Raw genomic sequence first — 22,619 nt, 5'->3', positions numbered from 1 at the left:
CTCGGGTTTTGTTCGGGCAGACGACCTCGCTTTGGCTTCAGGAAATGCGGATCGGATTGGCAAGGAGCCACAAGCGCTCGCGGATGTACGACTCGCCGGTGTCGCCGACGTGCGGGCGGAGGTGCGTCGGAAGGATGCGGACCTCGACGCGATACACGCCGGGCGGCGCATTCTCGAGGCGGATCGTGTCGCCCTCGGCCGCGATCGTGGTGCCAGACGCATCGATGCGGAGCAGGCGCATGGAAATCGTCGGCGCATTGACAGCAGGATCGAGGTTATGAACCTTGGGAGCGCGGGCCACGATTGTCGCGCCGACGGATGCATCCCCACCCATTTCAACGATGGAGCCGTTTGTCTCGGCATGAAAATCAAAACCGGACGGCGCGCCGAGGATCTCGAACGCGACGTAGCTCCGGCCGGCGGCAAGCGCAGCCTTGACCGAAATCGGCGTGATCGGGCCATCGACGAGCGCGATGTTCGAGAACCACCGCATGAGGCGGCGGTAGCTGTCGCCACGCTCGCCGTCGCGGAGCATGCCCGGGAAGCTGTTTTCGTGGACGTCGGTGCCCGCGATGCCCGTGACCTTTCGCGTGGCGAGCAAGGCGTCCCAGCGCTCGCCGTAGATGGGCAGTTCTTCGAAGAAGCCGAGGAACGCGAGGTCGGGCTGCGGGCCTTCCTCGTCCTGGCGAGTGAACGGGAGGATGGAGGCGCCCCCGCCATAGGCCTCGAGGCCGAGGTAGTCGCGGCGGATGTCAGGGTCGATGGCCGCGTGGACGTTGTAGACCTCGATGCCGTCGTAAGGCATCGAAGAGAGCCACTCGGGCGTGCGGGACTCGGTGTGCGCGACGAAGACGAGGGCGCCCGCTTCATGCATCGCATCGACGGTGGCCGTGGTCTCGCCCTCGTAGAGCGCGCGGCGCATCTCCGGGTCGCCAGGGAGGTGGCGTTCGAGGCCGGCCGACATGAAGGTGTTCTCGTTGCCCGCAGTGACGAGGACGCGGCGGCCGTCACCACACGCGACGTAGTTGCCGATGGGCGTGCCGTCCGCGCCGAGGACAGGCTCGTCGCCAGGCTGGATGAAGAGCAACGAGGAGAACTCGGCATCCGCCATGTGAGCAGCGTGGTCGGTGAGGAAGACGTAGTCCTCGGCGGCGTCGCACATGCCGCGGCGAAGGTTCGCGACGCAGTCCACGCGCGGGGCGCCGCTCTCGTCGAGGCCTTTGCCGTCGCACGCGTCGTGCGAGTAGGGCGAGTGGCTGTGGATGATGCCGCGCGCCTGCGTGAAGCCACGCACGGAGCCGAGCGCGACGTCACTCGGGGTGGCGAGTTTGTCCCAGGCGCGCGGGGTGGGTTTGACGGAGGGTGTTACGTCCTCACCAGAGCAAGCGAGGGCGAGGAGCGCGAGCGGAGCCACGAGGAGCGAGAGGCGAAGCATGGCCCATGATAGGCCGCTCGCGGGAGAGTGGGATGTTACAGGGTAGTGTAGCGCCGGGGTTTCACCCCGGGCCCGACGAGGGGTTGTCCACCCCTCGACCCGGACCAGGGCGCAGCCCTGGACCGAGGGTGCATCGACCGCGATGCGGTCGATGCAGGGCTAGGCGGGGCGCGTCGCCGAGAGCTCGACGGAGACCGCGTCGACCGAGACCGACGTGGGCGGGCCGAACTTCTTGACCTGCACGGTGACGGCGACCGCAGGCGTGTCGGCGAGGATGCGCGTGATGAGGCGCTCGGCGAGAATTTCGAGCAGCTTGTACGAGGCGCGCGTGCCCTCGTCGACGACGAGGTTCGCCAGGCCGTCGTAGTCGAAGACCTTCGCGAGGCTGTCCGTCCGGGGCAGAGTCGCAACGGGGAGCGCGACCTCGACATGGACGACGAAGTCCTGCGGCAAGCCGCGTTCGGCCCGCGAGACGCCATGGCGCGCGCGGAACCGGATCCCTTCGAGCCGAATCCGGTAGCTTTGGGCGATCGACATCGCGGTCGGGCGATAGCACGCCCGAGCGCAGCCGAGCACGCGAAAAGGACGCGCGAGTGGGGTCGACGCGCGGGGGCGTCGTTCAGACGAGCCGAGCTACGCCCCCGCGGGTCGCGTCGAGCGTCACCGACGTTTCGCGAGCGCGTCGCGGTCGACCACGATGAGCCGTCGACCCGCCACGGCAAGCAAGCCGTCCTTGCGGAGCGCGCCGAGCGTGATGGTGACGGTCTCACGCGTGGAGCCGATCGACTGCGCGATTTCGAGGTGCGTGATCGGCGCGGAGATCAACGTGCCGCGCGTGTCGGGCACGCCCCAGCGATCGACGGCCCCGAGGAGGAACTCGACGAGGCGGCCCTCGACGTTGCGGAAGAGCAGCGACTCGATGCGATCCTCGGCCGCACGCTGGCGGTCGACGAGCAGGCCGAGGAGCGCGAGGCCGAGCGCGGGATCGTCACGCAGCCACGCTTGAATCGCAGCGACCGGGAAGCGCACGACCTCGCTCTCGTCGATGGCGATTGCGCTCTCGGTGTACGTCTTGGCGCCGGCGAGCGCAGCCTCGCCGAGGAGATCACCGCTGCCGCGGTAACCAAGGGGGACCGTCTGTCCAGACGGTAGTTTGCGTTCGAGGCGCGCACGTCCGTGCCCGAGGAGGGCGAGCGAGGTGACGTCGTCGTCCTGCTTCTGGATGGACATGCCCGCGCGGACGACGTCGATCTCCGCGACTTCGAGCGCGCTCTCGAACGTCGAGCGCGCCACCTTCTCGAAGAGAGGGCAGAGCTTCAGCGCACGGTTGATGCGTACCTTCGGGGCGTCGACCGAGGGACGCCGGTTATCCTGGATCGTGACCATGATTCATGGTCCATATTACCAGGATTGGGCGTAACGCGAGATCGCTAACGTGAACCCACTGAAATTACGATGTCGCGGTGCAACACGGCCTCTGCTTCGCGGACGAAGCTCTGGAAGGTGCCATACGCGTCGGGCTGCACCCGGCCGGCAGGGATGTGGATCGCCCGTTCGAAGACGAGCGTGTCGCGATCCACGCGATCGCTGACAGTCGCCGTGCGGCCTCCGTCCTGGGTGGAAGCAGCGGCGAGTTGTGTGGTGACGCGCGCTCCCTCGGGCAGCTTGACCTTCAGGCGAACATTCGAAAAGACCGAGGATTGCTCCGAGATGTAGAGCGGCGTCTCGCGCGAGGGGAGGGCGGCGAAGGGCGAGAGGCGGAGCGCGAAGGGCGGCGAGATGACCATGTCGCCGGTACGGACACGGGCGAAGTCGTTCATCTCGAGGTCCATCACGAGGACGAGCGGCGCGTCGAGGTCGGTCGCGTTCTTGATGTCGAGCGAACGAAGGCGCGCGCCGGGCAAGGCCTGGCCGATGAGCTTGGTCTCGATGGCCTCGTCGCGTTGCGCGTCGGGCAGGCTCTCGAGGGCGCTGCGGAGCATGATGGCGAACTTGCCCTCGAAGCGCTGTTCGAGCTTGAGCGTGGCCGATCCGTCGGCGCGTAGGTCGACCGTGCCCTCGTAGGTGACGCCGTCGCGCGAGCCGGTGAGCGGCGTGGTCTCGCGCGGCGCGCGCTCCGCGAGCACGACGGCAGGCTGACCGCGCAAGGAGCTCGGGAGGTAGCCGTACGGCGCGAACTTGTCGCGCACGACCATCCAGCGCACGCCACGCTCGGTGCCGAGGCGGACAGCGAGCGCGTTGAAGGACTCGGCCTCGCTGAGCGGGCCGTTCCAGGGCGGCGTGAGGCGATCACGCACCATGCCGAGCGAGGCGTCGATGCCGACGAGGCGGCAGAGGTAGAGGAAGGCCTCGGTGCGGTTGCCGCTCTTGCCGATGACGATGCGGCGTCCGTCGTCCTCGCGGCCCTGCTCGACGTTCGAGAGGACCCAGCGATAGATGCGGCGCGCCTGCTCGTCGATCGAAGCCGGGCGGGCAGGTTTGTCCGCGTCGTCGGGCGCGGCGCCGGTGACGATGCTCTCGGCGATGCGCTTGAGGCGCGGGTCGCGCGGGACCTCGTCGCTCGTGGCGTCGACGAGGCGAGCGATGTGCTCTTCGAGGTTGATGCCCCAGCCGACACGCACGTTCGGGAGGAACTCCTGCGTCGGCGCGCTGCCGGGCTCCTCGGGGAGCGCAGGGCTGCGATCGACGCGGAAGCGACGCTCGACGAAGGCGCCGTTCTCCTTGATGGCGGGCCTCGGGACGCTGCCGCCGATCTCGACGTCGAGCGGGCGGTTCTTGGGCGAGACGACGACGTACTCGCTGATGAAGTAGGGGATCTTCTCCTCGCGGAAGAACCAGCGCGGGCCCTCGAAGCTGCGGCCGCCGCGGCCGTCGCCGCGCAGCGTGTAGAGGGTCTCGGTCTCGATGTAATCGCCGACCTCGAGGTGCGGCATGGTGACGGTGGGCTTGCCGTCGACGAACTCGGGTTCGAGGACGCGGCCGTCTTTCTTGACGGTGCGGAGCTTGAGGACGAGGCCACGCGGGACGCGCTGCTCGGCGAGCTCCTCGATGGCCTCGCGCGACTGGATGCCGATGATCTCGTGCTCCAGCATGCGCGCCGATCCGTCGGCGTGGACCCACAACGTGGCGTAGTCGAGGACGCGCGCCGCGGTGCCGGGCATGGTGACGCCCGAGGCCTCGAACTGCGCGATGACCTTCTTGCCGTCGATGCGATACGGCGTGAGCTCGGTCGTGCCCTCGACGAGCTCGATGGCCTCGCGCAGCGCGGAAGGATCCGCACCGGTCTGGATCGCTTCGACGAGCGCGGAGCGGAGGGCCGTCTTGTCGCCGCGGGCGAGGCGCGCGTCGGCGAGCGCGAGGCGCGCGGAGGCGTCCTCGGGGTCGTTCTTGACCGCACGCTCGAGGGCATCGATCGACTCGCGTTGCGCGCCGGCGCGGGTGAGGAGATCGGCGATCTTGATGGCGATGTCCTGGCGATCGCGGCGGGTCTTCCCGATGCGTTCGAGCTCGCGGATGGCGCCGCCCCAGTCGCGTCGTTCGAGCGCGCGCTGGAGGGCGACCTCGGCGTCGGGGTCGAGGGCCTCGATGCGCTTGGCGATCTTGTCGGCCTCGGCGACGTCGCCGCGCTCGTCGTGGAGGCGGAGGAGCGCGAAGAGGGCCTCGGTGTCCTCGGAGAAGCGCGCGGCCGTGTCCTTGACGGTGCGCGCGTGCTCGACGCTCCAGCCGATCTGCGCGTACATGCGGCCGAGTCCCTTCAGGATGTCCGGGACCTCGCGGAACCGATCGGCGAGCTTGGCGACCTTGGCCGCGGCCTCGGGCGCGCCGACCTTGTCGGCCTCGTCGAGCGCGAGCCAGAAGAGCGAGAGCCAGAGGTCGGGGTCCTTGGCGACAGCGCGGGCGCGGACGTCCTTCACGAGGTCACGCGCGTCGTTCTGCGGGAAGATCGGGTCCTTCTCGATGAAGAGCGCCTGCGTGGAGAGCGCGGGACCGGTGGCGCGCGAGGGATCCTTCACGAGTGGTTCGAGCAGCACGGAGGCGAGGTCGTCCTGTCCCTCGATGTGCGAGAGCCACGCGGCGAGGTAACGCGCGATGGGATCGTTTGTGTCGCGGGGCGCGGGGCGCGGGGTGCGCGGCGCGGCGGGGACGCCGAGCGCGAGGAGGAAAGGTTCGAGGACGTTCGGATCGGGAAGGACGAGCGGCGGTTCGAGGACGTACGGCGCCGTAGGATCGTCGGAGGTCTCGGCGCCGAGGGGCAAGCCGTTCGGCGCGAGGATGCGGATGCCCGTCTCGGCGCTGCCGACGCGCGCGAGGATGCGGTGGCGGCCCGCGGAGAGGCGGACGCGCGCGCCGAAGCGAGGCCAGATGCCCCAGTCGCGCGGGTCACGCGTGAGGACCTCGACGTCGTCGACGCGGATCGAGAACGCGCCCTGCACGGCGACGATGAGCTCACGCTCGGCAGGGAGCTCGAGGAAGGTCTCGGCGTAGAAGACGCCGCCCGAGACAGGCTCGGCGCTGCGGATCTGGCAGCCGCGCCGCTCGGTGGCGAGGACACTTGGACGATCGGCGCGGCGCGGATCGGCCGGGAAGAGGCGAGGCCAGGGGCCGGCGCGTTCGGCCTCGTAATGCACGCGGTGATCACTCGCGGCGAGGTGGCCGAACGGGCCGGCGAGGCGTGCCTTCTTGGCGCAGCCGAAGCGCTCGGCCGCGATCTCCATCGGGGTCTTGTCCTTGCCCTCGGCTTCCTTGCGCAGGCCCTCGACGCTCCACCACTCGGCGAGGTCGCTGCGCGCGCGCCAGCCGATGTGGCCCGGTTGATCGATCGTGCGCACGACCGTGTCCTTGGCGAGATCCCAGATGCCGGGGACGCTCGTGCGCAGGCGCAGGAGGTGGCTCGCCGCGTACCAGCCGACGAGCGGCGCGTCGGGGTGATCCGTGGTGCGGGCGGCGTTCACCGCGTCGAGGTGCGCGAGGGCGGCCGCGCGGAAGCGTCCATGGGTCTCGTCGTCGATGGCGCGCGCGAGCGAGGCGTAGAGGCCCTTGTTCGAGGCAGCCTTGTCGAGCTTCGCGCGCGCTTCGCGGGCCCGCGCCGCGTCGCCGCCGGGGACGAGCAGCTCGCCGAGCAGCCAGCGGCCGAGGACCTCGCCGTCTTGCGAGGCGCTCGCGCCGGCGCGCATGGCGTCGATCGGATCGGCGGCCGTCTTGGGGACGGCCGAGCCGCAGGCGCCGAGGGCCGCCACGAGCGTGGCGGCGGTTGCGATGCGAGCGATCGCGGCGATCAGGCGAGGACGCATGGCCGACGTGTTAGCGCGGCCAGGCAGGGGGGGCGAGCCGTCAGGGGACGACGCCGTCGAGTTGCGTCGAGATTTGATGGAGAAGCACTGCCTGCTCGACCACGCCCGGTGCGACGTGCTCACCCTCGGGACCGACCGCTCGTCGCAGCGTGGCGAGCTCCTGGTGGGCCGCGAGCAGGGCTTGCTCGAGCTCGACCGCCACGGCTGCAGGCGCTCCCTCGCCGCGCTCGGCGGACGCGAGGGCGAGTTCGAGCTGCGCGATGCGCCACTCCGCGGCCTTGAGATCGGCCTCGGAGCGAGCCGCGCGGGCCGCGAGCGTGTCGAGCTGCGTCTTCATGGTCTCGGCGTCGGCGACGGGCGTGGCGTCCGCGGCCTCCGCAGGAGCCACCTCGGTCGCGGAGGCAAAACCGCCGAGCGTCGACGGGGCCGCGGGCGCTCCGTTTTGCGTTTGCGGCGTGGCTGCCGGCGGAGCCGCCTCGCCCGCGGGGACCACCGCGGCCCCGCGCAGCGTTTCGAGCTCCTCGACGAGCTCCTTGCCGACGCGCAGGCCTTCGCGCAGCTCCGCTTCGAGCGCCGCGATGCGGTGCGCTCGATCCCGGAGCTGCGCTTCGAGCGCGTCGATCTCCGGCGCGAGCGACTCGCTCGCGGCGCGCTCGGCGAGGAGCGCGGCCGTCTGCTTTTCGAGCGTCTGGACCTTCTCGGTCAGGTGGAGCCGCTCCGCCGTCGTCGCGGCGAGCGTCTCGCCGAGCTCGTCGGCGCGGCGCACGGCGGCCTGCCGGGTGGCCTCCGACCGTTCGAGCGCGGCTTCGAGCTGGGCGACGCGCGAAAGCAGGCCGGGATCCGGCTCCCGCGCGGCGGCTTCCTGCGCGGCGAGGCGGAGCTCCAGCTCGGCGACGCGGGCGCGCAGCGCGGCCCGATCGTTCGAGAGCTCCTCGATGCCCACGCCCGCCGCGCTGAGCTCGCCTTCGAGCTCCAGGGCGCGCGAGCGCGTCGAGGTGAGCTCGGCCGTGAGCTGCTCGATGCGCTCCTTCGCGCCCGGGATCTCCGGCCGGCCGCGGGCGAGCCCGAGCTCGACCTCGGCCTTCGTGCGGAGCTTCTTCTCGTCGTCGAGCTGCTTGGCGAGCTTGGTCGCGCGGTCGCGCTGGCGGCGGAGCTCCTCGTCGAGATCGCGGATCTGGTGGGTGAGCCGCTCGGCCCGCACGTGCGCGTCGCCCGCGCGCGTGTCCACGTCGCGCAGCCGTTCGAGCTTTGCTTCGAGCTCGACCACGCGCGCCGCGGTCGTCACGGCGGCGGCCGCGCGCTCCTCGGCGGATTTTTCGTCCGTGCGCCTGCGCTCGTCGTGCGCGGCGAGCGCGGCTTCGAGCTCCTTCATGCGGCCCGCGTCCGCGGCCGTCGCGCCGACCGTGCCGATCGCCTCGCGCACCTCGGACAGCGAGAGCTCCACGACCACGAAGGCGTCGACGGAGACCTTGCGCTCGCTGGCGATCGCGATGAAGTGCTCGGGCTCCTCGGTCGCCTTGAGCAGCGACGTGTCGACGCTGACCTCGAGATCCGGCCCGGCGGCGAAATCCGCCACCGTGTACCCGACGAACGGCGCTTGCCCGAGCATGCGCACGACGGGGAACTGGAGCGAGACGAGGTCGTAGAGCGCGTAGTACCCGGGCGGAGACGTGTCCTTCCCGCGCGGCGAGGACAGCGCGAGCAGCCTCCGCGACGCGTCCGGGTTCGGCGAGGCGATCACCGCGACGCCGGCCGAGCCGACGAGCTTTCGCGCTCTGCGGAGCACGTCGGACGGGTCGGCGAAGAGCGACAGATCGGGCACGACGACCACGTCGAAGGCGCCATCGCGCACGCCGAGGTCGCCTTCGAGCACTGCGTGCATCACGTGCCGGTCGCGATCCTGGGCGGTGCGCGCGAAGGCCTCGGCTGCGCGCGCCGCATCGGGATCGTAGGCGTGGACGAGCCTCGCGCCGCGCTCGACGAGCCTCTCGGCGAGCTCCAGGGTCGCGTTGCCGAGCACGGCGACGCGACGCGCGCGGACGAGGCGCTCGAGGTAGGCCCCGAGCACCATCGACGGGTGGACCGGCCTGTGTGACGCCGCGGTGCTCATACCGACGCTTCGTCCTCCAGCTCGGCGCCGTGGCACTGCATGAAGGGCTTACCGCTGCCGCAGGGGCACTCCTGCTCGGCCGCGACGAGCGGCTCTTGCGGGGGCGGCTCTTCGGAGGCGCCGGGCGGCAGCTCATCGTCGTGGTGGGCCACGGCGTGGTCGAGCTGCGCCTGGTGGCGGGCGAGGTCTTGCTCCTCGATCGCCTGCTCCTCCTCCTCGCGACGCACCTTCATCGCGAAGACCTTGGTCATCACGTTCGACTGCACGCGCGCGACCATGGTCACGAAGAGGTTGTAGCCTTCCTTCTTGTACTCCTGCTTCGGGTCCTTCTGACCGTAGCCGCGCAGGCCGATGCCGTCGCGCAGGTGGTCCATGTCGGTCAGGTGATCGACCCAGGCCTTGTCGAGCTCTTCCAGGTAGATGTGCCGGAAGATCCGCAAGAGCAGCTCCGTCCCGATCTCCTTCTCGCGGGCCTCGAAGGCCTTCTCGGCGCGATCGAAGAGGTCGTGCGCGAGCTGCTCGGGGTCGGCGTGCTCGGCGATCTCGTCGGGCAGCTCCATCCCGAAGTGCTCGCGGAAGCCCTGGAAGATCCCGCCCCAGTCCCAGTCCTCCGGGGGCTTTCGCGGCGGGCAGTTCTCCTCGACCATCGCGCCGATGATCCGGTCCATCAGGTCGAGGAAGCGCTCGCGTTGCTCGGTCAGCGCGCGCGGGACGACGTCGACGCACTCGTCGTAGATCTCGACGCCCTCGTCCTCGCGGCCCTCGAAGTTGATCTTCACGCCGTAGCGCGTGTAGAGCTCCTTCTGCAGGTTGTCGGTCTCGACGAACTTCTCGACCTTCTCGAAGTCCTTGCGCGTGAGCGTCCGCGGATTGCCGTCCTTGTCGCGCGGCGAGATCGGGTCGGCCGCGAACATGCCGAGCAGGTAGCCGACGTCCGGCACCACGTCCTCGACGAGCCTCGCGAGCGGCTTGATCGTGCGCCGCTCGCCCGTCGGCTTGCCCTCCTCGTCGACGATCTCGGGGCTGTAGCGGCCCTGGAGGAGCTGCTGGCGCACCTCGTAGATCGTCTTGCGCTGCGCGCTCATCACGTCGTCGTACTCGAGCAGGTTCTTGCGGATGTCGAAGTTGCGCTCTTCGACCTTCTTCTGCGCGTTCTCGACGCTCTTCGTGACCCACGGGTGCTCGATGGGCTCGTCGTCGGGCATGCCCATCTTCTCCATGAGGTTCTTCACGCGGTCGCCCGCGAAGATCCGCATGAGGTCGTCCTCGAGCGACAGGTAGAAGCGCGACATGCCCGGGTCGCCCTGGCGGCCGGCGCGGCCGCGGAGCTGGTTGTCGATGCGCCGCGACTCGTGCCGCTCCGTGCCGATGATGTAGAGCCCGCCGAGCTCGCGCACCTCGGCGCCTTCGGCCTCGCACTCCTTGCGGATCTGCGCGATGAGCTCCTCGAACGCCTCGGGCTCGGCCTCGGGCAGGCGGTTTTGCTCCTTGAAGCGCAGCTTCGCGAGCATCTCGGGGTTGCCGCCGAGGAGGATGTCGGTGCCGCGGCCGGCCATGTTCGTGCTGACCGTGATCGCGCCTTTGCGACCCGCCTGCGCGACGATGTAGGCCTCGTTCTCGTGCTGCTTGGCGTTCAGCACGCTGTGCTTGATCCCCTTCTTCGAGAGGATCTTCGCGATCGCGGTGCTCTTCTCGACGCTCGTCGTGCCGACCAGGATCGGCTGGCCCTTCTCGTGCTTCTCGATGATCTCGTTGACGACGGCCGTGAACTTCTCGCGCTCGGTCTTGTAGACGACGTCCTCGTCGTCCTTGCGGATCGTGGTCTTGTTCGTCGGGATGATGACGACGTCGAGCTTGTAGGTGCTGTGGAACTCCGAGGCCTCGGTGTCCGCCGTGCCCGTCATGCCGGACAGCTTCTTGTAGATGCGGAAGAGGTTCTGGAACGTGATCGTCGCCATCGTGCGGCTCTCCTCCTGGATCCGCACGTTCTCCTTGGCTTCGACCGCCTGGTGCAGGCCGTCCGACCACCTGCGGCCCGCGAGCACGCGGCCGGTGAACTCGTCGACGATGAGGACCTTGCCCTCCTTCACCAGGTAGTTGACGTCGCGCTTGTAGAGCGAGTGCGCGCGCAAGCACTGGTTCAGGATGTGCAGCGTCTCCAGGTTGACCGGGTCGTAGAGGTTCTTGCTCTTCAGGACCCCGATCGCTGCGAGCAGCTTCTCGGCGAGCTCCACGCCGTCGTCGGTGAGGGTGACGGAGTGGCCCTTCTCGTCGACGTTGAAGTGCTCCTCGTTGCGCAGGCGCGGGATCACGTCGTTGATGACGCGGTATTTGTCGCTCGACCGCTCGCCCTGGCCGCTGATGATGAGCGGCGTACGGGCCTCGTCGATGAGGATCGAGTCGACCTCGTCGACGATCGCGTAGTTCAGCGGGCGCTGATGGTAGTCGAGCGCCGAGAACTTCATGTTGTCGCGGAGGTAGTCGAAGCCGAACTCGTTGTTCTGGCCGTACGTGATGTCGCAGCGGTAGGCGTGCCGCTTGTCGGCGTCGTTCTGCTGGTTGACGACGACGCCGGTGCTCAGACCGAGAGCGCCGTAGAGCTTGCCCATCCACTCGGCGTCGCGCTTGGCGAGGTAGTCGTTCACGGTGATGACGTGGACGCCTTTGCCTTCGAGCGCGTTGAGGTAGCAGGGCAAGGTGGCGACGAGCGTCTTGCCTTCGCCGGTGCGCATCTCGGCGATCGAGCCCTGGTGGAGCACCATGCCGCCGATGAGCTGCACATCGTAGTGGCGCATGCGCAGGACGCGCCGGGAGGCTTCGCGGCAGACGGCGAAGGCCGGGATGAGGATGTCGTCGAGCTTCGCGCCGTTGTCGAGCTGGGTCTTGAACTCGGCCGTCTTGGCCTTGAGCTCGTCGTCCGAAAGCTTCTTCAGGTCTTTTTCGAGGGCCCCGATGGCCTCGACTTTCGGTCGCATGCGACGGATGGCACGGTCGTGCGAGGTGCCGAAGATCTTCTTCATCGCCCAGGTGAGCATCGTCTTTCGCCTTGGCTCCGGGGCTCGTCGTCCCGGTCGGATCGTGCGGTGCGGGGGTGGCGCGGAGCCTGCCGAACGTAGTCCTTACGGCAAGCGAGCGCAAATACCCCGGGGGATGGGTCCCCGCGGGGTGGGGCCTGAACACGCCCCCCAAGGGTGGGCCCAGGGTGGGGCCTGAACACGTACCGGTTCGAGGCGCTTCCCGCAACGGAGCGAAGCGAAGTGGAGGGGAGCGCGCGGGGTGTGTGGGGGGCAGAGGAAGGCCCGGTGATTTTCCGCAAAGCGAAAAATCGCTTCCGGGCCGACCGGAGCCCCCCACGTTGGGCAAGTGCACGAGGAGGGAGTCGAACCCTCAATCCTTGCGGCGCCGGAACCTAAACCCGGTGCGTATGCCAGTTCCGCCACTCGTGCTCGGGGACCGGCACTCTAGCAGCATGTGGCGGACCTGCGCATTCTTCCGGGCAGCGGCGGGATTTTCCGGCTTCAGGGGGCCACGCAGACCTGGTTTTCGCACTTCGGCTTGGCCGGATCGGTGCAGTGCTCGTCCTTGTCGCACTGCACGCAGACCTCGCCCTTGCAGATCGGTACGAGCGGGTTCTGGCAGTCCGCGTTCGCCACGCAGCCCACGCACTTGTTTTTGTCTTTGCAGACCGGCGTTTGCGGGTTCGTGCAGTCGGCGTTCGTCACGCACACCCGGCAGTTGTTCGCGTCGCAGACCGGCGCTGCGGCCCCGCAGTGGGTGTTTGCCAGGCACTCCACGCAGCTCTTTTCGCTCACGTTGCAGACCGGCTTGCCCGGGTCCTCGCAGTCGGCGTTCGACGTGCAGGCCGAGTGGCACTTCGCGTCGGTCCCGCAGAGCGAGCCGGACGGGCAGTGCGCGTCGACCAGGCACTCCTTGCACTCGCCTTTTTGCAGGTCGCAGACCGGCTGCCCGGCGCCGCAGTCCGCGTTTGCCGCGCATGCCCCGCACTGCTTGCGCGTCGGGTCGCAGATCGGCTTCTTCGCGTCCGTGCAGTCCGTGTTCGAGAGACAGCCGACGCAGATGCCCGTGTTCGGCTCGCACATCGGCGCCTCGCCGGGGCAGTCGCCGTTCGCCGCGCAGATCGGCTCGCACGTGAATTTGTGGGGGAAACACGCCTTGCCGGCGCCGCACTGCGCGGTCGTCTGGCACTCCTCGCATCGGCCGAGCACGCAGAACGGCGCGCCGGCGGGGCAGTTCGCGTCGGCCGAGCACTCCACGCAGCCGAGCGTCGGGCTACAGCCGGCCGCGCACTTGTCGCCGCCGAACGTGCACGTGTTCTCGCCATTGCTGCTGCCGCCCGTCGTGTTTTCGCCGTCCGAGCCGCATGCGCTCGCGAGCACCGCCGTGGCTGCGAGCGTCACACACGCGACGAGCCAGGACTTCCAAAGACGTACGTTCGCCATGGTCACCTCCGAGGGGGACAAGATCGAAAAAGCCTTGGTTTACGGGGGAAAGGGAGCGGGATGGATCAGCGGGCGATGAACACGCCGCGCAGATCTTCGGTCTGCGAGATGGGCACGCCGTCTTTGATCGATGTCGCGCGGAACTGGTAGATCATGCCCGGGGTCAGCGCGTCGCCCTTGTACTCCACGCTCACCGTCTTCGAGCCGCTCACGCTCGGCACCGCGGGGTCTTCCCAGACCATCACGCCGTACGCGTCGAACACGCGCACCTCGTACATGTCCTCGCTCGAGTCGTCGGCCCAGACGAACGTCGGCGTGCCCGTGACCTCTTCGATCCCGTCCTTGCCGGGCGACTCGGTGGCGAGCGAGCCCGTCACCTTGAAGCCCTCCTTCGTCACGCTCTGCCCGCCCGCGATCGTCACATCGAGGATGCTCGTGCCGCCGATCGAGATGTCGGGATCGCGCACCAGGCCGTCGTTCTCGAAGGCCGCGAGGATCACGTAGTCGCCGTCGGGCACGCCGGTGAACTCGTAGGCGCCCGTCACGCCGCCCACGCGCAGGCCCTTCGGCACCTCGCCGCGCGCCGCGTCTGCGACGAACGTGTCCTTCAGCGCGAGCACCACGCTCGTCGTGCTGAAGCCGTTGCCGTTCACGATCTGCACGCTGCCCGTCACCTTCGCCGTCGCCGCGCTCGAGATGCGCAGCTCGACGTTGCCCGTCTCCTTGCCGGCCTCGACGGCCACCGTCTTCGGCGTGATCTGCAGGCCCGCGGCGTAGGCCTTCACGTCCACGCTCATGTTCGCCGGCACGTTGTAGACGACGAAATTGCCCTTGAAGTCGACGATGCCCGTCGATCCGCCGGCGACGACCAGCGCGCCTGCGGGAGCCAGGTTCACGCCGGCGTCGGCCACCACCGTGCCTGCGATCGACCCGAGCCCGGACGCGTTTTGCAGCGGCACGAGCGCGATGTCCGTCGACGCGTTTTGCACCACGGGCGGGCTGCCCGCGGCCGTGTCCACGTCGATCGGCAGCGCCACGCGCGGGGCCAGCGGGAACGTCTGGTAGCCCGACGCGTCCGCGCGCAGGGTCAGCTTCGCGGCCAGCGGCTTGCCCTCCGCGTTGCGTTTGGCCGGCACGTTCAGCGTGTACGTCCCGTCCGCCGCCGAGATGGCGACCGGCGAGACGGCTGCGTCGTTCGCGTCGCGGGCCACGATGCGCGCCCCCGCCACGGGTTTGTCGTCGAGGGCGTTCACGACCATTCCTTTGAACGCCACGGGCGCAAAGCAGGCCGGATCCGATCCTTCGACCTCCTCGCACACGAGCCCGGTGCCGCAGCCGGTCTGCGCCTGGACGGAGCAGCTCTTGTTCTCGTTCTCCGGCGGATCGTCGTCGCCGCAGCCCACGAGCGCGGCGGTTGCGAGGGAAAGCGTGGCAATCGTCAATACGCGAAGCGCATGCATCATCGTGCCTCCAAGGAAACCTGGACCGGGTGAACCGGCCCGGCGGACCTCGCGTATTGCACGATTCGATCCAGGCCGTCGAGGACGGTTAAGTGCTTGAAATCACGCCGATCTTGGAGTCTCGGGAGGACGTGCGGAACGACGTTGGTTGCTCCGTCTGGTCGAAGACCTTTCCACGTCCCGACCGCTCGTTGATGGGAAGAAAGCGCGCACGGCCCTCACGCGGCAATGTCCTCGGACGACGATTGCCTGTGTTTGGTCACCGATTTGCGCGCAAGGAGGCTCACGCAAGCCTCTTTCGGGCACAGAGCGTGATCGTACGGAAAGGAAGCAGGCGGCCGCGGGGGCGCCATTTGAACCAGGGATCTTCAGGCGCCACGACGAACGCTGGTAAGCTCAGAAACCAACTCGCCGACGCCGAACCCTGACGGCACGCGCGCTGCAAGGTGCCGCGGCGCCATGCTCAACGTACCGACGATCCTGCTCTTGGATGAAGAACAACTGATGCGTGAGGCCACGGCGCTCCTGCTCACGAATCGTGGCGCGAAGGTGACGAAGACGGCGACGCTCGACGAGGCGCTCGCGGAGCTCGGGCACCGGACGTACGACGTCGCGGTCATCGATCTCTCGACCTCCTCGCCGAAGTGTGTGGAGATCCTTCAGCGGATGCGCGCGCACGGGAACGTGCCGCACCGGGTGATCGTCACGACGAGCCAGCCCTTGCCGCGCCACGAGTCCGCCGAGCTCGCGGACGTGATCGTCAAGCCCTATCCGTTCGAGCGGCTCCTCGACGCGGTCTTCGGCGCGCGTTCGTCGCGACGAGCGGCGCCGCGCTCCGGCGTCTTCCCGCTCGTTCGTCGCATCACTGCGACTCGGCGTACCGCGCAAGCGCGTCGCGGTCGGGTATGACGATCCGGCGCCTGTCGAGCTCGATGAGCTTGGCGCGGCGCAACCTGCCGAGCTCGAGCGTGACGGTCTCGCGCGTCGAGCCGATGAGGCTCGCGAGATCGGCATGGGTGAAGGGGGCGGAGAGGGCTGTCCCGTTTCGATGGGGTTCGCCCCAGCGGCCGAGCCCGTCGAGCAGGAGCTCGACGAGCCGCGCGCGGACGCTGCGCAAGAGGAGAGAGGCGAGCCGGTCTTCCGCGGCGCGCTGGCCTTCGAGCAGCGCCCGCGCCACGACGGCTTGCAAGCTCGTATCCGTGGTCGTGAGCCGGTGCAGGAACGTGGCCGGAATCACGAGCGCCTCGGCCTCGTCGGCGACGATGGCGTGCTCCGGAGCGACGTTGCCCGTGAGCGCCGCTTCCCCGACGAGGTCGCCCGGGCCTCGGTGACCGACCGGGAACACGTGGCCGCCGCCGGCGCGCTCGAGCTTGACGCGGCCCTTTCCGAGGAGGAACAGGGCGGCGGCGGGCTCGCCTTGCTGCGCGATGCGCTGGCGGCGGAGGAGGCGCTCGACTTTCCCGCCGTCGAGCAAAGCGTGTCGTGTGGGCTCGGGCAGGCCGCGCAGGCCGGAGCGCTCGAGGATCTCGAGGGCGCGGGCGCTCGGCTTGGTTGTCGTCGCTTGTGTCTCGCCTTCCTGCAGACCCATGGCACCCCCCTGTCTGACCGTGCAACGCGTGAGATGGGCTGCTCGTACAACATCATGGGCTGGGCCTCACGTCCATCCCTGACCGAGGGGCTCATCAGGATTTTCCCGAAGCGTGAGGGAGCTTCTCCAGCGATTGTGTTTCAGAACACCGTGTGGCAAGGCTTGTCGCGGGCCTGAGGATGCGCAATTTTTGAACCAAGAGTTTATAGACGAGACAAAGCAAGACTCGGGCCGCGACGGGTTTCAGTGCTAGGGTGGGATGCGGTACCGGGCACGTAGTCGGTCCGGACCTCGCTCCCCACGCCCACCGGGCTTGGGGGTCCCAGGGTGTTCGACCAGGTAGGAGCTCTCGATGGGCATGGAGATGAAGCTCCAGTTCAAGCTGTCCCAGCAGCTGGTGATGACGCCGCAGCTGGTGCAGGCGATCCGGCTGCTACAGCTGTCGCGCCTCGAACTGGTAGAGGAAATCCGCAAGGAGCTCGACGGCAACCCGCTGCTCGCCGACGACTCGGGCGAATCGGTGTCGTCGAAGTCGCGGGACACCTCGGGGACGACGAGCCGGGAGGGGCAGGATGCCGACGGTCGGTCGAACCTGAACCTCGAGCGGTCGGGCTCGGAGCACTCCGACACCGATCTCGCGATGCGAGACACCGAAAAACGGGTCAAGGAGGTCGACTGGGAGCAGTTCCTCGAGAACCGCCAGCTCCAGCAGGCCATGCCCTCGCAGCGCGGCGGGTTCGAGGAGCTGCCGCCGATCGAGCAGAACCTGACCCGGAACCTGAGCCTGCAAGAGCACCTGCTCTGGCAGCTTCAGATGAGCGACTTCGTGGAGAACGAGTGTCGCTTCGCCGAGCTCGTCATCGGCAACCTCGACGAGCGCGGCTATCTCGACATGTCGGGCGGGGAGAACCCGGACGGGACGAAGCGGCCGGACCTGACGCTCGACGACCTCGCGAACGAGGCGGGGCTCGACCCGGAGGACGCGCCGGAGGTGCTCGCGATGCTCCAGCGCTTCGACCCGGTGGGCGTGGCGGCGCGCGACCTCTCCGAGTGCCTGCGCATCCAGGCGGAGGTGCTCGGCTACGACGCGGTCGAGATGGCCATCATCAAGGACCACCTGCACAACGTCGAGCGGCGCAACTTTCCGGCGATCGCGAAGGCGCTGAAGATCTCGCTCGAAGAGGTCTACGAGGCGGTCCAGGAGATCCAGAAGCTCGAGAGCGTCCCGGCGCGAAACTTCGCCGAGGTCGACGACAAGACGATCGCCATCACGCCCGACGTCTACGTCATCAAGGACGGCGACCTGTGGGTCGTGACGGACAACGACAAGGGTCTGCAGCGGCTCTTCATCAACGAGGGCCTGGCGCAGCGGATGCTGAAGGACCCGAAGGCGAAGGAGTTCATCAGCGAAAAACTCCGCTCGGCGCAGTGGCTGATCCGGGCGATCGAGCAGCGGCGGCGGACGATCATCAAGGTGACCGAGTGCATCGTCGAGAAGCAGAAGGACTTCCTCGAGCGAGGCGTGGCCTACCTGAAGCCGATGATCCTGCGCGACGTGGCCGAGAGCGTGGGGATGCACGAGTCGACGATCTCGCGCGTGACGTCGAACAAGTACGTGCACACGCCGCAGGGGCTCTTCGAGCTGAAGTACTTCTTCAACTCGTCGATCCACCGCGTCGCGGACGAGGACATCGCCTCGGAGAGCGTGAAGCAGGCGATCAAGAAGATCATCGCGGCGGAGGACAAGTCGAACCCGCTGAGTGATCAGGCGATCGTGAAGATCCTCGAGGACCAGGACGGCATCCGGATCGCGCGGAGGACCGTCGCGAAGTACCGGGAAATGCTCGGCATCCTGTCGTCCTCGAAGCGCAAGAAGATGTTCTGAGCGCGCCCCCTGCCATGAGCGCCGAAAAACGCACCGCCGAGCTGCTGTTCGCCAGGTTTTTCCAGCCGTACTACCCGAAGGACGTCCGGTTCGACCTCCAGAAGGCCCGGACCGAGGACGCAAACCCGGGGAAAAACCCGGCGATCCTCGCGCAGATCGACGACATCGCCGAGACGTTCGCCCACCTCGCGCCGAAGGCCCTCGGCGCGCCGGACCTCGCGCTCGACTACTCGGACGCGTCGGTGCATCGGCTCGGCGCGCGGCTCATGCGCGAGAAGCGGGATGCCTGGCTCGAACCTCAGGTGAAGGGGGAACCGCCGTTCCTCGTGCAGTTCGTGACGCACGGCGCGCTCTACGTGGGCGCGTGTGTCGTGAAGAACCACGGGGGCGAGTGGCAGGTGCGGAGGCCGCTCTGGGAGTCGCTCGTGCGGCTCACGTCACGCGCGGGCACGGGAGATCTGTCGATCTTCGGGTGGTGGCTGAAGGCGCTGTCCGACGACGAGATCGATCATCCGCGGCTCGTCGATCGATACCGGACGCACGTGGAAGTGCCGACGTTCGACGCGGACGCGCTGCCGGTGATCGCGCCTCCGGATCGGCGGATGCCGCGGCTCGCGAAGGTGCGGTACGACCTGCTCTACAAGCATTTGCGCGCGCACCTGCCGGAGCTGCGCGATGTGGGCGAGGACTTTCCGTCGGCGGAGCGGTTCGCCGAGCTCGGCTTCAAGTGGCTCGATTTCGTGTGGCTCGGCGGCGGGCGGATGTTGCTCCTGCACGGACCGACGCCCGAGGGCGTGCACCTGTTCTGGCTGGATGCGAAGGGGTTCGTGAAGAGCGCGTTTTACCCCGCGGATGCGTTCCCGGCGCACGTCGTGGAGACGGACGGGGACAAACTACGGGTGATCGTGAGCATCCAGGGGCAGATGCAGGTGCACGAGATGCTCTGGTGGGGGGCCTAGGCGTCAGGGGTCGAAGACGCCGCGGTAGATGTCGTCGAGCGAGAGCGTGACATCGAGCGAGGGGAGCTTGAGGGGCTGCGAGAGCCGCACGTCCCGGAGGGTCCAGGAGTCGTCCTCGTTCCGCGTGTAGTGCGTGATGCGCCGCTCGTCCTGCGAGATGAGCAGGTACTCGCGGAGCGTAGGTATGAGCCGGTAGTGGTCGAACTTCTGCTGCCGGTCGTACTTCTCGGTGCTCGGCGAGAGGACCTCGACAATCAGGATGGGGTTCGTGAGGGTGTTCGAGTTCTCGGGGTCGAACTCGAGCTTGCCGCAGACGACGCTCACGTCGGGGTAGGTCGCGAGGCCGGTCTCTTGCACGCGGATGCGCATATCCGGGCTGAAGACGCGGCATCCGCGAGCGCCGAGCGCTTGGCTCAGCGCGCTGCTCATTCCCGTCGTGAGCAGCGAGTGCCGGGCCGTACTACCCGACATGGCGTAGATCTCGCCGTCCACGTACTCGTGCTTGGTTTCGCTCTGCTCCTCGAGCGCGATGTACTCCGCGAACGTGTACTTGAGCATGCGCGCCGGTTCGTTCATCCCAGGACCTCCCGGGACAAACCTTACTTCGTTTCCCCGAGCTCCGCCGCCAAACTCTTGGCCTCCTCCAGGCCCACTCGCTTCTTCTTCAGCTCGTCGAGCTGAGTCCTCGACTCCGCCACGACCTCGGGCGGCGCCTTCTCGGCAAAACTCGGCAGCGAGAGCTTCTTCTCCAGCGCGGCGATGTCCTTCTCCGTCTTCTTGATCTCGCGCTCGATCCGCGCCGCTTCCTTCGCGCCCTCGACGAGCCCGCGCAGATCGACGAGCACCTCGACGCCCGCCGCCACGCTCATCACCGCGCCCTTCGGACGCGCCGCGCCGCGCGCCTCGATCCCAGGCTCCGCCGCCGTCTTCACGAGCGTCTTGATCGCGCGCGCCTCGCCGCGCAGCAACGACAGCGTTGCCTCCCCCTCCGCGCGGAGCAAGAGCGGCACCTCGGCGCCCGGGTGCACCTCGTGCTCGCTGCGGATCGTTCGCGCCGCCGAGATCACGGCCATCACCGTGCCCATGTCGCGCTCGGCATCCGCGTCGCGAGGCACCGAGCCCGGCTCCGGATACTGCGCGAGCGCGATCGATTTCGGCGCGTCCGAAGGCCGCGGCAGACGCTGCCAGAGCTCCTCCGTGATGTACGGGATGAACGGGTGCAGCGCGCGGATCGACGCCTCGATCACGTACGCGAGCACGTCCTTCGTCTCGTCCTGCTCCGGCCCAGGTTGCGCTCCCGCGGCCGGGTTCAGCACGGGCTTCGTGAGCTCCAGGTACCAGTCGCAGAGCTCGCCCCAGAAGAAGTGGTAGAGCGCGAGCGCCGCCTCATCCAAGCGGAACTCGTCGAGCCCGCTCTTCGTCGTCTCGAGCGCCGCGCCGAGCCGCGAGAGGATCCATCGGTTCGTCAACGTCGTCGCCTTCGGCGGCTCGCGCCCGACGCGCGCGCCTTCGAGGTACGGCAGCGCGTAACGCACCGCGTTCCAGATCTTGTTGCAGAAGTGCCGGTTGCCCTCGATCTTCTTCGGCGAGAGCGGGATACGTCGCGCCTGCGGGGAGTACGTGCTCAGCGTGAAGCGCAGCGCGTCGGCGCCGTATGCGGAGAAGCCCGCGCCCATCTGCGCGGCCGACGGGTACGCCTTCTTGAACTTCTTGAGCGACTCCTCGCGCGGCGCGCCGGGCAGCGTCTTCTCCACGACCGCGTCGAACGTCGCGCCGTGCACGAGGTCGAGCGGATCGATCACGTTGCCCTTCACCTTGCTCATCTTGTCGCCGGTCTCGTCGACGACCATGCCGTGCAGGAGGATGCGCTTGAACGGCGGCACGCCCATGAAGTGGATGCCCATCATCATCATGCGCGCGACCCAGAAGAACAGGATGTCGTAGCCAGTCTCGAGGTCACTCGCCGGGTAGAACTTGCGGAGCATCTCCGTGTCGTTCGGCCAGCCGAGCGTGGAGAACGGCCAGAGCCCGCTCGAGAACCACGTGTCGAGCACGTCCTCGTCCTGGCGCAGCTTCTCGCCGCCGCACTTCTCACACGCCGTGGGGTCCTCGCGCGTGACCATCATGTGACCGCAGGCGTCGCAGTAGAACGCCGGGATCCGATGGCCCCACCAGAGCTGGCGCGAGATGCACCAGTCGAGGATGTTCGTCATCCAGTGCTCGTAGGTCTTCGTCCAGTCCTCGGGGATGATCTTCGTGTGGCCGTGACGAACCGCGGCGAGCGCCGGGCCCGCGAGTGGCTTCATCTTCACGAACCACTGCGTCGAGATCATCGGCTCGACGATCGATCCGTTCCGATCGCTGCGCGGCAAGACGAGCGTGTGGTTCTTCGAGCCACGCACGAGGCCCTTCTCTTCGAGCGCCTTCTTGACGGCCTTGCGCGCGGCGAAGCGCTCCATACCCGCGAACGGCCCCGCCTCTGCGTTGAGCGTGCCGTCCTTGTTCATGATGGAGATCATCTCCAGCTTGTGGCGCTTGCCCGTCTCGTGATCGTTGAAGTCGTGCGCGGGCGTGACCTTCACGGCGCCCGTGCCGAACTTCGGATCGACGAGGATCGCGTCCGTGATGATCGGGACCTTCCGATCGAGGAACGGGTGCTGCAGGAATTTCCCGTGCAGGTGCTTGTACCGAGGATCGTCGGGGTGCACCGCGACGGCCGTGTCGCCGAGCATCGTCTCGGGGCGCGTCGTCGCGACCACGAGCTCGCCTTCGCCGCCGGCGATCGGATACGCGAACTCGAAGAGCTCGCCGTTCGACTCCTCGTTCTCGACCTCGAGGTTCGAGAGCACGGTCTGCGCTTCGCAGTCCCAGTGCACGAGGCGCGTGTCGCGATAGATGAGCTCCTGCTCGTAGAGACGGACGAACGCCTCGCGCACGGCGCGCGACATGTCGGCGTCCATCGTGAACTTGCTGCGAGGCCAGTCGGGGCTCGCGCCGAGCTCGCGCTGCTGGAGCGCGATGCGGCCGCCGCTCTCGGTCTTCCACTGCCAGACGCGCTCGATGAAGGCCTCGCGGCCGAGGTCGTGGCGGCTCTTGCCCTCGCGGCGGAGCTGGCGCTCGACGACGGTCTGCGTGGCGATGCCCGCGTGATCGATGCCGGGCTGCCAGAGCGTGTTGAACCCGCGCATGCGATGCCAGCGCGTGAGGACGTCCTCGAGCGTGACGAAGAGCGCGTGCCCCATGTGGAGCGACCCCGTGACGTTCGGGGGCGGCATGGGCAGGACGTAGACGGGCCGCTTGTCCGCCGGATCGGGGTTGGCGGCGAAGACGTCGTGCTCGACCCAGTACGCGTACCAGCGGGGTTCGACGTCCTTCGGCTCGTAAGCTTTTGCGAGTTCGGCAGTGCTCATCGGGGGGAAGGCACATTGCCA

Annotated in this window: 14 protein-coding genes and 1 tRNA gene; 3 read left to right on the top strand and 12 right to left on the bottom strand. The window is 68.3% G+C overall.

Annotation, left to right across the window (positions count from 1 at the left end):
* Positions 1-37: 37 nt before the first annotated feature.
* The 9 genes from QHF84_RS25125 to QHF84_RS25085 all read right to left on the bottom strand — a co-directional run bounded on the left by QHF84_RS25125 (position 38) and on the right by QHF84_RS25085 (position 14,759).
* Entirely contained in the window at positions 38-1,435 is a 1,398-nt protein-coding gene (locus QHF84_RS25125; RefSeq protein WP_281315942.1) for a hypothetical protein, read from the bottom strand.
* 159 nt (positions 1,436-1,594) lie between these two features.
* Positions 1,595-1,972, bottom strand: a complete 378-nt coding sequence (gene folB, locus QHF84_RS25120; protein WP_281315941.1) for a dihydroneopterin aldolase — start codon at positions 1,970-1,972, stop codon at positions 1,595-1,597.
* A gap of 123 nt (positions 1,973-2,095) precedes the next feature.
* Positions 2,096-2,821, bottom strand: a complete 726-nt coding sequence (locus tag QHF84_RS25115) for a Crp/Fnr family transcriptional regulator (protein WP_281315940.1) — start codon at positions 2,819-2,821, stop codon at positions 2,096-2,098.
* Between the two features lie 44 nt (positions 2,822-2,865).
* A complete protein-coding gene (locus QHF84_RS25110; RefSeq protein WP_281315939.1) occupies positions 2,866-6,726 on the bottom strand; it encodes a hypothetical protein in 3,861 nt (1,286 codons plus the stop codon).
* A 40-nt stretch (positions 6,727-6,766) separates the two neighbouring features.
* Positions 6,767-8,836 carry a hypothetical protein gene (locus QHF84_RS25105; RefSeq protein WP_281315938.1) on the bottom strand — a complete coding sequence of 690 codons (2,070 nt, stop codon included), beginning with the start codon at positions 8,834-8,836 and terminating at the stop codon, positions 6,767-6,769.
* Complete coding sequence (secA, locus tag QHF84_RS25100) at positions 8,833-11,871, bottom strand: preprotein translocase subunit SecA (protein ID WP_281315937.1); 3,039 nt, start codon at positions 11,869-11,871, stop codon at positions 8,833-8,835. The genes QHF84_RS25105 and secA overlap by 4 nt, the downstream gene beginning before the upstream one ends.
* A gap of 329 nt (positions 11,872-12,200) precedes the next feature.
* Positions 12,201-12,282, bottom strand: a tRNA-Leu gene (locus QHF84_RS25095).
* A 72-nt stretch (positions 12,283-12,354) separates the two neighbouring features.
* A complete protein-coding gene (locus tag QHF84_RS25090; RefSeq protein WP_281315936.1) occupies positions 12,355-13,296 on the bottom strand; it encodes a hypothetical protein in 942 nt (313 codons plus the stop codon).
* 65 nt (positions 13,297-13,361) lie between these two features.
* On the bottom strand, positions 13,362-14,759 hold the full coding sequence (locus QHF84_RS25085) for a hypothetical protein (RefSeq protein WP_281315935.1): 1,398 nt from the start codon (positions 14,757-14,759) through the stop codon (positions 13,362-13,364).
* A 456-nt stretch (positions 14,760-15,215) separates the two neighbouring features.
* Here QHF84_RS25085 and QHF84_RS25080 point away from each other — a divergent pair, with 456 nt between their 5' ends.
* Positions 15,216-15,665, top strand: coding sequence for a response regulator (locus QHF84_RS25080; RefSeq protein WP_281315934.1), 450 nt, complete (start codon positions 15,216-15,218; stop codon positions 15,663-15,665).
* Here the strand turns inward: QHF84_RS25080 and QHF84_RS25075 are convergent.
* Positions 15,619-16,344, bottom strand: coding sequence for a Crp/Fnr family transcriptional regulator (locus tag QHF84_RS25075; protein WP_281315933.1), 726 nt, complete (start codon positions 16,342-16,344; stop codon positions 15,619-15,621). The genes QHF84_RS25080 and QHF84_RS25075 overlap by 47 nt on opposite strands.
* A gap of 352 nt (positions 16,345-16,696) precedes the next feature.
* Here QHF84_RS25075 and rpoN point away from each other — a divergent pair, with 352 nt between their 5' ends.
* A complete protein-coding gene (gene rpoN, locus QHF84_RS25070; RefSeq protein ID WP_281315932.1) occupies positions 16,697-18,229 on the top strand; it encodes an RNA polymerase factor sigma-54 in 1,533 nt (510 codons plus the stop codon).
* Positions 18,230-18,243: 14 nt separating this feature from the next.
* A complete protein-coding gene (locus QHF84_RS25065; RefSeq protein WP_281315931.1) occupies positions 18,244-19,188 on the top strand; it encodes a hypothetical protein in 945 nt (314 codons plus the stop codon).
* 3 nt (positions 19,189-19,191) lie between these two features.
* On the opposite strand, the gene QHF84_RS25060 is transcribed toward QHF84_RS25065, so the two are convergent.
* Both QHF84_RS25060 and QHF84_RS25055 read right to left on the bottom strand, forming a co-directional pair.
* On the bottom strand, positions 19,192-19,764 hold the full coding sequence (locus QHF84_RS25060) for a Uma2 family endonuclease (protein WP_281315930.1): 573 nt from the start codon (positions 19,762-19,764) through the stop codon (positions 19,192-19,194).
* A gap of 23 nt (positions 19,765-19,787) precedes the next feature.
* Complete coding sequence (locus QHF84_RS25055) at positions 19,788-22,598, bottom strand: valine--tRNA ligase (RefSeq protein WP_281315929.1); 2,811 nt, start codon at positions 22,596-22,598, stop codon at positions 19,788-19,790.
* Between the last annotated feature and the right edge of the window lie 21 nt (positions 22,599-22,619).

Source organism: Polyangium sp. y55x31, from assembly GCF_029946505.1.
Taxonomy (GTDB): Bacteria; Myxococcota_A; Polyangia; order Polyangiales; family Polyangiaceae; genus Polyangium.
The sequence above is the reverse complement of the archived record's forward strand: the minus strand, read 5'-3'. Positions and strand labels throughout refer to the sequence as shown.

Coding starts and splice junctions, on each gene's coding strand:
- QHF84_RS25115 (WP_281315940.1), bottom strand. CDS start 2,821: ATGGTCACGATCCAGGATAACCGGCGTCCCTCGGTCGACGCCCCGAAG.
- QHF84_RS25080 (WP_281315934.1), top strand. CDS start 15,216: ATGCTCAACGTACCGACGATCCTGCTCTTGGATGAAGAACAACTGATG.
- QHF84_RS25075 (WP_281315933.1), bottom strand. CDS start 16,344: ATGGGTCTGCAGGAAGGCGAGACACAAGCGACGACAACCAAGCCGAGC.
- folB (WP_281315941.1), bottom strand. CDS start 1,972: ATGTCGATCGCCCAAAGCTACCGGATTCGGCTCGAAGGGATCCGGTTC.
- QHF84_RS25090 (WP_281315936.1), bottom strand. CDS start 13,296: ATGGCGAACGTACGTCTTTGGAAGTCCTGGCTCGTCGCGTGTGTGACG.
- QHF84_RS25055 (WP_281315929.1), bottom strand. CDS start 22,598: ATGAGCACTGCCGAACTCGCAAAAGCTTACGAGCCGAAGGACGTCGAA.
- QHF84_RS25105 (WP_281315938.1), bottom strand. CDS start 8,836: ATGAGCACCGCGGCGTCACACAGGCCGGTCCACCCGTCGATGGTGCTC.
- QHF84_RS25060 (WP_281315930.1), bottom strand. CDS start 19,764: ATGAACGAACCGGCGCGCATGCTCAAGTACACGTTCGCGGAGTACATC.
- rpoN (WP_281315932.1), top strand. CDS start 16,697: ATGGGCATGGAGATGAAGCTCCAGTTCAAGCTGTCCCAGCAGCTGGTG.
- QHF84_RS25110 (WP_281315939.1), bottom strand. CDS start 6,726: ATGCGTCCTCGCCTGATCGCCGCGATCGCTCGCATCGCAACCGCCGCC.
- secA (WP_281315937.1), bottom strand. CDS start 11,871: ATGCTCACCTGGGCGATGAAGAAGATCTTCGGCACCTCGCACGACCGT.
- QHF84_RS25125 (WP_281315942.1), bottom strand. CDS start 1,435: ATGCTTCGCCTCTCGCTCCTCGTGGCTCCGCTCGCGCTCCTCGCCCTC.
- QHF84_RS25065 (WP_281315931.1), top strand. CDS start 18,244: ATGAGCGCCGAAAAACGCACCGCCGAGCTGCTGTTCGCCAGGTTTTTC.
- QHF84_RS25085 (WP_281315935.1), bottom strand. CDS start 14,759: ATGATGCATGCGCTTCGCGTATTGACGATTGCCACGCTTTCCCTCGCA.